General features: G+C 61.7%; 9 protein-coding genes. 5 read left to right on the top strand and 4 right to left on the bottom strand.

Annotated features, from left to right (window positions below):
- Positions 1-68: 68 nt before the first annotated feature.
- Positions 69-806 carry a 3-oxoacyl-[acyl-carrier-protein] reductase gene (gene fabG / locus HGSM_RS06540; protein ID WP_019147943.1) on the bottom strand — a complete coding sequence of 246 codons (738 nt, stop codon included), beginning with the start codon at positions 804-806 and terminating at the stop codon, positions 69-71.
- Positions 807-1,073: 267 nt separating this feature from the next.
- Between fabG and HGSM_RS14090 the strand changes: the two genes are divergently transcribed.
- The 3 genes from HGSM_RS14090 to HGSM_RS13685 are packed head-to-tail and all read left to right on the top strand — an operon-like array spanning position 1,074 to position 2,776.
- Positions 1,074-1,508: a DUF3099 domain-containing protein gene (locus HGSM_RS14090; RefSeq protein ID WP_081581384.1), complete on the top strand. Its 435-nt coding sequence runs from the start codon at positions 1,074-1,076 to the stop codon at positions 1,506-1,508.
- Positions 1,509-1,517: 9 nt separating this feature from the next.
- Complete coding sequence (locus HGSM_RS06530) at positions 1,518-1,760, top strand: hypothetical protein (RefSeq protein ID WP_019147941.1); 243 nt, start codon at positions 1,518-1,520, stop codon at positions 1,758-1,760.
- A complete protein-coding gene (locus tag HGSM_RS13685) occupies positions 1,757-2,776 on the top strand; it encodes an SURF1 family cytochrome oxidase biogenesis protein (protein WP_019147940.1) in 1,020 nt (339 codons plus the stop codon). Before HGSM_RS06530 ends, HGSM_RS13685 begins: the two co-directional genes overlap by 4 nt.
- Positions 2,777-2,894: 118 nt before the next feature.
- Here the strand turns inward: HGSM_RS13685 and HGSM_RS06520 are convergent, their stop codons facing one another.
- Positions 2,895-4,493, bottom strand: a complete 1,599-nt coding sequence (locus HGSM_RS06520) for an ABC-F family ATP-binding cassette domain-containing protein (RefSeq protein WP_019147939.1) — start codon at positions 4,491-4,493, stop codon at positions 2,895-2,897.
- A 295-nt stretch (positions 4,494-4,788) separates the two neighbouring features.
- On the opposite strand from HGSM_RS06520, the gene ypfJ reads away from it, so the two are divergent.
- Entirely contained in the window at positions 4,789-5,679 is an 891-nt protein-coding gene (gene ypfJ / locus HGSM_RS06515; RefSeq protein WP_019147938.1) for a KPN_02809 family neutral zinc metallopeptidase, read from the top strand.
- A 249-nt stretch (positions 5,680-5,928) separates the two neighbouring features.
- On the opposite strand, the gene aspS is transcribed toward ypfJ, so the two are convergent.
- Together aspS and hisS are read right to left on the bottom strand one after the other, a co-directional pair.
- The gene (aspS, locus tag HGSM_RS06510) at positions 5,929-7,728 is read right to left on the bottom strand and encodes an aspartate--tRNA ligase (RefSeq protein WP_019147937.1); all 1,800 of its coding nucleotides are present in this window, start codon (positions 7,726-7,728) and stop codon (positions 5,929-5,931) included.
- 142 nt (positions 7,729-7,870) lie between these two features.
- Positions 7,871-9,250, bottom strand: a complete 1,380-nt coding sequence (gene hisS, locus HGSM_RS06505; RefSeq protein WP_019147936.1) for a histidine--tRNA ligase — start codon at positions 9,248-9,250, stop codon at positions 7,871-7,873.
- 301 nt (positions 9,251-9,551) lie between these two features.
- On the opposite strand from hisS, the gene HGSM_RS06500 reads away from it, so the two are divergent.
- Positions 9,552-11,036 (top strand): DUF349 domain-containing protein, encoded by a 1,485-nt coding sequence (locus HGSM_RS06500; RefSeq protein WP_019147935.1) that lies wholly within the window; start codon positions 9,552-9,554, stop codon positions 11,034-11,036.
- The last annotated feature ends 170 nt before the right edge of the window (positions 11,037-11,206 follow it).

Here is an 11,206-nt window from a genome sequence, read left to right as displayed (position 1 = left end):
GAGTCCTTTTCCTAGAGTGAATGTGTATCCGGGCCCCGGCGCGGCGGGACCTCATGAGCAGTGAACGGTCAGTGGCCCATACCAAGGCCACCATCAACCGGAATGACTGCTCCGGAGATGTAGCCGGCCTCGTCGGAGGCGAGGAAGGTCACGGCCGCAGCAACCTCTTCGGGCTGCGCAAAACGACCTGCGGGGATCGTCGACTTGTACTTCTTCTGTGTGTCTTCGGGAAGTTCGGCGGTCATAGCCGTCTCAATGAAGCCCGGGGCAACTACATTGGCGGTGATCCCGCGGCCACCGAGCTCGCGAGTAATCGAGCGCGCCATGCCCACGAGTCCGGCCTTCGAGGCCGCGTAGTTGACCTGCCCAGGTCCCCCAAAGAGTCCGATGACGGACGAGATCATAACGATCCGACCCTTGCGTAGGCGGATCATCCCCTTGGATGCGCGGCGCACGCAACGGAAGGTTCCGGTGAGGTTGACGTCAATCACTTGCTCGAACTCGTCATCGCTCATCCGCATGAGGAGCTGATCCTTGGTGATCCCTGCATTTGCAACAAGAACCTCAACCGGGCCAAGTTCCTTCTCCACCTCAGCAAAGGCGGCGTCCACTTGCTCGCTCGACGTCATGTCGCCCTTCACGCCGAATACACCCTTTGGGAGCTCCCCCGAACGGTAGATCGTGGCCACCCGGTCGCCCTGGGCAACAAATCGCTCTGCAATCGCGCGACCAATGCCGCGGTTCGCACCGGTCACGAGGACAACGCGGCCTTCTGCGCTACCTTCTTGGGCCTGGACCTGAGTCATTGTTCCTCCGTGTGTAGGTTCGCCCCGAGGGGCTCCTCTTTACCTAGTCTCGCCGTGCGAGCGCACGCCAAAGAGCGGTGCTCAGCACATCTAAATTCGAGAATATCTGACGATTAGCACTAAGACACCACACGAATCGCCACCGCACACCCCGATTCCTTAGTAGGAAACCTACAACCTTGACCCCGCTTGCGTACTTGCTGAGGATCACACTACGCCTACAGCCAACCCCCAGTTCCCGGGCCTAAAGCGAAGTAAACTGGGATGATGGCCCGCAAACCAGAAGTCCCGTCGATTACCTCAGCGCCGCGCTCGCTCGCTGAGGATCAGAGGGATCGCACGCGCCACTACCTGATCGCTATGTCTATCCGCGTTGTGTGCTTCATCGGCGCCTTCCTTAGCACCGGACCACTGCGCTGGATACTCGTCACGGGCGCGGTCTTCCTGCCCTACATCGCGGTGGTGTCAGCCAACGCAGGCCGAGCCAACTCCGCAGACAATGGAAACCCTCTCGAGTTCCTCGCCCTCGAAGCCCAGCACGACCACCCTGAGGGCGCCCTCCCAACGGAACCACAATCGTCGACAATCAATGACGAGACAGGCGCACCCGCTGAGACTGAGCCCGCACCTGACTCCCCCGCCTCGCACCACGACGCACCCGAGCCGCCCGGCGGCGGCCAACCCACCACGCACGAATCATAGGAATCTGCCTTGGTAAATCTCTTTGCAACACCAGACCCAGTTGATGAGCTCATCTGCTCCGGCAAGGGCTGCCGCGCCGAGGCGCAATGGGGCCTGCTCTGGAACAACCCCAAGATCCACACCCCTGAGCGACGCAAGGTATGGTTGTCCTGCGACGAGCATCTTGCCCACCTCAAGGAGTTCCTCAACCTGCGCGGGTTCTTGAAGGACGTCGTGCCGGTGGACGTACTCGAAAAGCGCGACGAACTGTGAGCACTACAACCGGCAGCACCGAGCAGGGCGTGGCGCTCTCGCAGCAAGATTCCGAACGCAAGGCGCTCAGCACTCTTCAGTGGTTCGGAATCGCGCTGGGCGTATGCCTCGTGGTCACCCTGTGCATTTCAGCCGGACGCTGGCAGTGGAGCCGACATGTGGATCGCGACGAGTTCATTGCATCAGTCAACGACAACTACACCGCCCCAGCCAAGCCGCTCGAGTCCTTCCTGCCCACCACCGACGCCCCTCTGGACGAGTCCGTTGTGTGGTCGCAGGCAACAGTCACCGGCCGCTACCTCACCGAGCAGACCGCGCTCCTACGAAACCGGCCAATCAACTCGACACCAAGCGTCCACGTCCTCGTTCCTTTCCAAACAGACAACGGCGAGGTATTGCTGGTCAACCGTGGCTGGCTGCCATATGACGGCAACGCGGAACGCCCCTCCACCATCCCTGCCCCACCCAGCGGCAAGGTGACTATTACGGTCCACCTGCGCCAGAGCGAGCCCACCTCGACCAAAAACGCCCCAAGCGGACAGGTCCGCGCCATCAATGTGGACCAGGCACTCACCGCGGGATTCGAGTATGCGGGGGCCGCGGCTCCAGCGCCGGGCACCTACTTTGAGAACGCCTACGGCGCCCTCGTGTCGGAGTCCCCTGCACCCACTGAGTCCGTGCGCGCGCTACCCCGACCAAGCACCGACCCCAAGAACCACATGAGCTACGCGTTCCAGTGGTGGGTCTTTGCAGTTGGCGGCGCCTCGGCGTTCGTGGTCCTGTTCGTCCGGGACCGGCGCCTCAAGAAGTACGGAACGCAGGGCCGTCCGGTCAACCCGTTCACCGCCCTCGACACCGCCCTTGAGAGTGCGGACGCAGGCACGTCGAGCTCTAGCGATGCAGCCAGGTTGGAGCACGTTGACGCGCTCAAGAGGCAGATGCGCACAAGCAAGGCACAGAGGGAAAAGCGATCCCGCGTCCAGGAGGACTACGAGGACTCGCTGTTCGAGGACTAGTCCCGCAAACTGCATGACGAAGGGAGGGTGGCGCATTGCGCCGCCCTCCCTTCGTCATGCAGGATCGATTCTGGCCATTATGAGGCCTTGAGCCTTACCCCTGCGCAGATCTAACCTGCTAGGCCATCGAGACCAGTTCGCGGTACTCGTCGTTCCAGAGGTCCTCGTCGCCGTCCGGAAGCAGCAGGACCCTGTCGGGACGGAGCGCGTCTACAGCCCCCTCGTCGTGAGTGACCATGATGACGGAGCCCTCATAGGTGGACAGTGCGCCCAGGATCTCCGCACGCGAGGCTGGGTCGAGGTTGTTCGTAGGCTCATCAAGAAGCAGGACGTTCGCGGACGAGACCACGAGGGTCGCCAGCGCGAGCCTCGTCTTTTCACCGCCGGAGAGCACTTTCGTTGGCTTGTCGGCGTCGTCTCCCGAGAACAGGAACGAGCCGAGCACGGAGCGCACCTCGGTGTCTGTGAGGTCCGGTGCAGCGTGCCGCAGGTTCTCTACCACGGTCGCATTCAGGTCCAGGGTGTCGTGCTCCTGCGCGTAGTATCCGAGCTTGAGTCCGTGCCCCGGGACAACCTCACCGGAGTCGGCCTTTTCCACGCCCGCCAGCAAGCGCAGCAGAGTGGTCTTTCCGGCACCGTTGAAGCCGAGAATAACCACGCGGGCGCCACGGTCAATCGCTAGGTCAACGCCCATGAAGACTTCCTGCGAGCCATAGGACTTGGACAGTCCGTCCGCGGTGAGCGGGACCTTCCCGCATGGCGCGGGGGTTGGGAAGCGGAGCTTTGCCACCTTCTCGGAGGCACGGGGACCTTCAAGCCCCTCAAGCATCTTCTCAGCACGCTTGATCATGTTCTGCGCGGCAACGGCCTTGGTGGCCTTGGCGCGCATCTTGTTTGCTTGGGCGAGCAGCACGCCGGCCTTCTTTTCGGCGTTGGCGCGCTCCTTGCGGCGGCGCTTTTCGTCGGTTTCACGCTGCAGCAGGTAGTCGTCCCAGCCGAGGTTGTACTGGTCCATCTCGCCGCGAATCGCATCAAGGAAGTACACCTTGTTGACGATCGCGCGCATGAACTCGTTGTCGTGCGAGATGACGATAAGGCCACCCTCGTAGGCACGAAGGTAGTCGCGCAGCCACATGATGGAGTCCACGTCAAGGTGGTTGGTGGGCTCGTCAAGCATGAGCGTCTCCCCACCGGAGAACAGGATGCGCGCCAGTTCCACACGGCGCCTCTGTCCACCGGAGAGCTCTCCAAGCTTGTGCTCCAGCACGTCCTTGTCCAACCCAAGGTTGGCAGAGATGCGCATTGCTTCGGACTCCGCACTGTACCCGCCGGCGGCGAGGAATCGCGCCTCGACCTTTGGGTAGCGCTCAAGAGCCTTCTCCATGACCTTCATATCCTCGGAGGCCATCTCGGCCTCGGTCTTGGCCATCAGCGCGACGAGCTTGTCGAGCTCACGAATCGAGAGGATGTGGTCCTTCGCGGTCATCGAGGGGTCCGCTGGGTGCGTGTCCTGCGGAAGGTATCCAAGGATGCCCGAGCGGGATGCTGTTCCTGCGCTCGGCAGAGTCTCCCCTGCCAGTACCTTGGTGAGCGTGGTCTTGCCGGCTCCGTTGCGGCCAACGAGTCCAACCCTGTCGCCCTTACCAATCTTGAACGAGGTGGGGTGCAGCAGCGTGCGGGCACCGATTCGAATCTCGACACCTGAAGCAGCAATCACGTGGGTTCCTTAGCGCTGTAACTCGGGGATGTCCGGCAGCGGTGGCGCGGACACAAACGCGTTCAATCTTACCTGCGTGAATGCATCAGGTCGCCGGATTATTCGCAGCACCACACATGGGTAGGGTCACAGTTCCCGGCCCACGATCACCTGGCATGGAACACGCGCGTTCCATGCCAGGTGTGCTCCCGCGAGTTTTCGAATACGTGCTTGAGCCACTTTGTTCGCAGGTCGATGCGCGTTTTCAGCCGCTTACCTACAGCGATTTGAGGGCGCGTCCGACTATTCTGCAAATATGACTTTCCAAGATGGCGGTTCCTTCGATTCCAACCGCGTAAAGAAGCGCTCCGGCGGCAAGATCGCTGCGGGCGGAGGAATCGGCGTTATCGCTATTGCACTCCTCTCCCAGTTCATTGACCTGGGCCCTCTCACCCCGCTCATTCAGCAGCTCTTGGGTGGCGGCTCTTCCACCCCGAGCACCGAGACTGGCCTAGAGGGCTGCGAAACGGCAGAGGACGCGAACACCAAGGACGAATGCCGCTACGGCTGGACGCTCGAGTCGCTCGACACGTACTGGGCCACGGCCCTGCCTCAGCAGACCGGCATCAAGTACACCGCTCCAGGCGCGGTCTCCTTTGAAAACCAGGTATCCACCGCCTGTGGCAGCGCTACTTCCGCTTCGGGCCCGTTCTACTGCCCTGGCGACCAGACCGTCTACATTGACGTGGCCTTCTACGACGTCTTGCGTTCCCAGTTCGGAACCAGCGCTGGCCCGCTGGCCCAGCAGTACATCATCGCCCACGAGGTAGGGCACCACATCGAGAACCTCACGGGTCTGCTCGCCAAGGCACAACGTCAGGGCACTGGTCCCGAGTCCGACTCCGTGCGCACAGAGCTCATGGCGGACTGCTTGGCAGGAATGTGGGCTGGCGCCGCGGCCACCACGATCAATCCTGAGACCGGAAAGCCAGACCTCGAGCCCATCACCGAGGCCCAGCTGCGCGATGCACTCGACGCAGCCGCAGCAGTTGGTGACGACCGGATCCAGCAGGCACAAACCGGTCAGGTTAACCCTCACGCGTTCACCCACGGAAGCGCTGCGCAGCGCCAGAAGTGGTTCATGAACGGCTACCAGAACCAGGACATCAACAAGTGCAACGCATTTGCCGCCAAGGACCTCGGCTGACGTAGCGCTCGATCACCGGCCGTTTGAAGCGGCTGAACTGCTTCACGACGATCCGGGCTGGGTCCGCACGCCACGTGCGGCCCCAGCTCGGATCGTCGTTTATCAGGCCGTCCGTGGCACGGCGCAAGTAATCCACACGCAGCGCCCGCCGCTCCGCCCCACGGGGCACGCCACTCAGCGCCGCGCACACAAAAAAGCCGGGGCCGGAACCGTTCATGGTTCCGACTCCGGCCTTGTGCGTGAGGACGATCAGTTCGCTTCTGCGACCTCGGCAGCTGCGACCTTCTCAGCCTTTGGCTTGAAGTCCACGCCAGCTTCCTTACGCTGCTGGAGCGTGATCGGTGCTGGTGCCTGGGTCAGTGGGTCGAACCCGCCGCCCGACTTCGGGAACGCGATGACGTCGCGGATCGAGTCCGACTTGGACAGGAGCGAGACGATACGATCCCAGCCGAATGCGATTCCACCGTGAGGAGGAGCGCCGAACTTGAACGCGTCGAGCAGGAATCCAAACTTCTCCTGGGCTTCTTCCTCGCCGATGCCCATGACGCGGAATACGCGCTCTTGGACGTCACGGCGGTGGATACGGATGGATCCTCCACCGATCTCGTTTCCGTTGCACACGATGTCGTATGCGTACGCGAGTGCCTCGCCCGGGTTCTCCTCGAACGTGTCGATCCACTCCGGGGTTGGGCTGGTGAATGCGTGGTGCACTGCGGTCCATGCCGAGTGGCCGAGGTCGACGTCGTCGTCCTCACCGGTTGGCTTGAACAGTGGCGCGTCAACGACCCACAGGAACGACCAGGCATTCTCATCGATCAGGCCGGCGCGAGCGCCAACCTCGTTGCGGACTGCGCCGAGCAGGTTGCGGCACTCGGTGGTCTTGCCTGCGGCAAAGAAGATGCAGTCGCCAGGCTTAGCGCCGGTTGCCGCCGCAAGGCCGTCGCGCTCTGCCTCGGTGATGTTCTTGGCAACTGGGCCGCCGAGCTCGCCTGTCTCCGAAATGGTGACGTATGCGAGGCCCTTGGCGCCGCGCTGCTTAGCCCATTCCTGCCACGCGTCAAACTGACGGCGAGGCTGAGATGCGCCACCTGGCATCACGATCGCGCCCACGTACTCGTTCTGGAACACGCGGAATGGAGTGTCCTTGAAGTACTCGGCGAGCTCAGTGATTTCGAGGTCAAAGCGAAGGTCAGGCTTGTCGGAGCCGTACAGACGCATCGAGTCGTTGTACGTGATGCGCTTCAGCGGGCCCTCGATGTTGACGTCGATGAGCTTCCAGATCGCCTTGAGCAGCTGCTCGGCAAGGGCGATGACGTCATCCTGCTCAACAAAGCTCATCTCGATGTCGAGCTGAGTGAACTCTGGCTGGCGGTCGGCGCGGAAGTCCTCGTCGCGGTAGCAGCGAGCAATCTGGTAGTAACGCTCCATGCCCGAGACCATGAGCAGCTGCTTGAACAGCTGCGGTGACTGCGGAAGCGCGTACCACGAGCCCGGTGCCAGACGTGCTGGAACCAGGAAGTCGCGTGCGCCTTCAGGGGTCGAACGGGTCAGGGTTGGGGTCTCGATTTCAACGAACTCGTTGGCCTCGAGAACCGAACGCGCAGCCTGCGACACCTTGGAGCGCAGGCGGATCGTCTCGGCTGGCTTTGGCCGGCGAAGGTCGAGGTAGCGGTACTTGAGGCGAGCCTCTTCACCGATGACCTCGTTGCCGTCGAGCGCGGTCGAGACCTGGAATGGAAGCGGAGCCGACTCGTTGAGAACCACAACGTCAGTTGCGATGACTTCGATCGCACCGGTTGCAAGATTCGTGTTGTCGTTTCCGTCTGGGCGTGCTGCCACCTCTCCAGTGACCTGGAGAACGAACTCGGAGCGCAGCGGGTGCGCTACTTCCTCGTCACGGATAACAACCTGTGCAATGCCCGAGGCATCGCGGAGGTCGATAAAGGCAACCCCACCGTGGTCACGGCGGCGATCAACCCATCCGGTCAGAGTTACAGTCTGGCCGATCTGCTCGGCTCGAAGCGAGCCAGCGTTGTGAGTGCGCAGCACGGTTTTCCCTTCTACGTGTCGCATCATGTGCGGTCCGGTGCGCCAGTTGGCGCACGGACATCCCTATAGAGTCTAGTCGGTCTTTCAAAGGGCCGTGGCCCTTTTATTGTGGCCTTCGGCCACCTTATTCACGACGATCGAGTCAGATTGCGCTTCCAACCAGCGGTGCGAGGTCGGCTGAGTTGGTTGGCATCCACACTGCAGGGTCGCCGTCGACCTGCTCACCACTGCGAATGTCCTTCACCTGGTGTGCGATCTCCTCGCCGTTCTGGTTGACCCCGGCAGGGAACCAGACGAATGGGATTCCACGGCGGTCGGCGAACTTGATCTGCTTGCCAAACTTTGCGGCGGTCGGGGCAACGTCGGTTGGAATGCCGCGGGCGCGCAGTTGAGCCGCGATCGCGTCTGACGCGGCGCGGTGCTCCTCGTCGAGGACGGCAACGAGCACCGCGGTGGGGACGGATCGGGATGCCGTGACAATACCCTTGGACAGCAAGCGTGACACGAGGCGTGATACGCCGATCGACAGGCCCACACCGGGGTAGGTGTTCTTTCCGTCTGACGCGAGTTCGTCGTATCGTCCACCAGAACAGATCGAGCCAAGGTCCTCGTGCCCTACCAGAACGGACTCATATACCGACCCCGTGTAGTAGTCGAGGCCTCGAGCAATCTTGAGGTTCGCCTCGATCCTCCCGGGTGCGCGAACGGCAGCGGAAGCAAGGAGCGCGCCAAGCTCGGTCAGACCAACCTCGAGCAGTTCGTGCTCGATGCCGTGCGCTGAGGTCAGCTCGCGGACACGGGAAATGACTGACTCGTCGGTTCCGCAAATGCCAGCGAGGTCGAGGCACAACTGGGCCTGCTGGGCAGTCGCACCCACTTCGTCGATAAGCAGTTTGGCCACGTTTTCCGGGCCGATCTTGTCCAACTTATCGATGTTGCGCAGGACCCCCTCGATGTCATCGAGGCCAAGACCGCGATAGAAGCCCTCCGCAACCTTGCGGTTGTTGACCAGAATCTTGAACTCAGGCACGCCGAGCGCCTTTAGGCGCGCAAACGCCTCGGCCATGACGAGCGGGAGCTCGACTTCAAAGTGGAATGGAAGTTCACCGGCGCCAACTACGTCGATGTCGGCTTGGTAGAACTCACGGAAACGGCCGTCCTGCGGGCGCTCACCACGCCAGACCTTTTGGATCTGGTAGCGCTTGAACGGGAAGGACAGGTGGCCGGCGTTCTCCAACACGTAGCGGGCAAACGGAACGGTCAGGTCGAAGTGCAGGCCAAGCTGCTTGTCCTTGGACTGTTCGTCGCTCTCCCCCGCCTGAAGGCGGCTCAACACGTACACCTCTTTAGAGGTCTCACCCTTACGCAGAAGTTGGTCAAGTGGCTCGACAGCGCGGGTCTCAATGCCCGCGAATCCATGGAGCTCAAATGTGTCCTGGATGATCCGCAAGATCTGCTGCTCAACGATTCGCTGCGCGGGAAGCCACTCTGGAAAGCCGGAAAGAGGTGTTGGTTTAGCCATAACTCAGTATTTTTCCATGAATCCGCACTGAACTGCGATCCGGCGTGCGGAACTGGACTGTTGCTTTGGAGACAAACCCGAGGAATATCGCACCTAAATTGCGCTGTGGGCGCATTTGGACCCAGAAAAGGGCGGTCACGGGCGAAAAAGCCGCCACGCGCCAGTTTTGTCTCTAGAATGGTTGTTGGCGCGTGTCATAACGCACACTAACGCTTCCATATCGGCACCAGCCGTTCGGAGCAGTCGCTGACGAGGTCCCTTTAAAGGGGACATCGCCACTACCCACAAGGAGTAAGTGCCCATGAGTGAGAACCCAGTACCCGGCGCACCAGAAGTTACCAACGAGGGTAACGAACAGCCCGAGGCAGCAACCGCCTCAGTAGTCGAATCAACCACAACCGAGGCACCCGTAGAAGAGGTAGTTGCCCCTACGCCCAGTGCCATCGCTCCTAAGCCTTCTCCGGTAAAGCCACTCGCGCCGGTGGCGCCCGCCGCGCCAGCTCCTGCAGCAGCCATTGACGCCGCAACTTTCGCGTCAGCTTCCGCATTCGGCCGCGTCGAGGAAGATGGAACCGTCTACGTGAAGGACGGCGAAACCGAGCGCGTTGTCGGGCAGTTCCCTGACGCGACTTCAACCGAGGCTCTCACTCTCTACGTTCGCCGCTTCCTTGACCTCGAGTCCAAGATCGGACTCTTTGAGACTCGCCTGCAGACTGCTGATCTTCCTATCAAGGAGATTGACTCAACGCTCAAGAAGCTCGCCGAGGAAACCGCTGAACCTGCTGCCGTCGGTGACTTGGTCTCGCTGCGCAACCGCGTCGCTGCACTCGAGGAGGCCGCTGCGGCACGCCGCGCGGAGCTCGAGGAAGCTCGCGTAGCAGCCAAGGCCGTCGCACTCGCCCGTCGCACCGAAATCGTCGAAGCAGCGGAAAAGATCGCAAACTCCGACCCAGCCAAGATTCAGTGGCGTCCAGCCGGCGAGCAGCTGCGCAAGCTCCTCGACGAGTGGAAGGAAAGCCAGCGCTCCGGCGCACGCCTAGACAAGCCAGCCGAGGACGCGCTGTGGAAGCGCTTCAGCCACGCACGCACCACTTTTGACCGCGAGCGTCGTCACTTCTTTGCTGAGCTCGAGAAGCAGAACGCCTCGGCCAAGGCAATCAAGGCTGCGCTCGTTGAGGAAGCACGTGCTCTGTCGAACTCCACCGAGTGGGGTGCGACTGCAGCCGCCTACCGCGACCTCATGACGCAGTGGAAGTCCGCTGGCCGCGCTAACCGCAAGGACGACGACGCACTGTGGGCTGCATTCCGTGAGGCACAGGACGTCTTCTTCAACGCCCGTGACGCCGCAAACGCAGCAACCGACGCGGAGTTCTCTGCAAACCTCGTTGCCAAGGAAGAACTCGCAGTTCAGGCCGAGGCGATTCTGCCAATCAAGGACATCAACGCAGCCAAGAGCGCGCTGCGTGACATCCAAGACAAGTGGGAAGAGATCGGCAAGGTCCCTCGCGCAGACATCGGACGCATTGAGGGCCGCCTACGCGCCGTTGAGAACGCCGTCCGGGACGCTGAGCAGTCCAAGTGGGAGCGCACCAATCCAGAGACCCGCGCACGTGCAGAGGGCGCTGTGGCACAGCTCGAGCAGGCAATCGCCGGACTCGAAGCCGACCTTGCCAAGGCACAGGCTGCAGGCAACGACCGCAAGGTGAAGGAAATCACCGAGGCGATTGCGGCACGCACCGCGTGGCTCGAGCAGGTAACTAAGGCAGCTGAGGAAGCACGCGGCTGAGCGTAAGCTAATTCGAGCCCAGCTACCGGCGTTGAACTCGTCCTAAAGTTAGGTCTAGAACCTCGAGGGGCCGGGAATAGATTTCCACAATCTGTTCCCGGCCCCTCTTTTGTATGCCTTTTGGCACGACAATCAGTTCATGCCTTCTCCTGCATTTCCACACGTCCTTG

The sequence above is a fragment of the Timonella senegalensis JC301 genome (genome assembly GCF_000312125.1).
Taxonomy (GTDB): Bacteria; Actinomycetota; Actinomycetes; order Actinomycetales; family Cellulomonadaceae; genus Timonella; species Timonella senegalensis.
This window is presented reverse-complemented; position numbering and strand designations above follow the sequence as displayed.

Bases quoted from the DNA above. Each gene is read 5' to 3' on its own strand.
- fabG (WP_019147943.1), bottom strand. From the start codon at position 806: ATGACTCAGGTCCAGGCCCAAGAAGGTAGCGCAGAAGGCCGCGTTGTC.
- HGSM_RS14090 (WP_081581384.1), top strand. From the start codon at position 1,074: ATGGCCCGCAAACCAGAAGTCCCGTCGATTACCTCAGCGCCGCGCTCG.
- ypfJ (WP_019147938.1), top strand. From the start codon at position 4,789: ATGACTTTCCAAGATGGCGGTTCCTTCGATTCCAACCGCGTAAAGAAG.
- hisS (WP_019147936.1), bottom strand. From the start codon at position 9,250: ATGGCTAAACCAACACCTCTTTCCGGCTTTCCAGAGTGGCTTCCCGCG.
- HGSM_RS06500 (WP_019147935.1), top strand. From the start codon at position 9,552: ATGAGTGAGAACCCAGTACCCGGCGCACCAGAAGTTACCAACGAGGGT.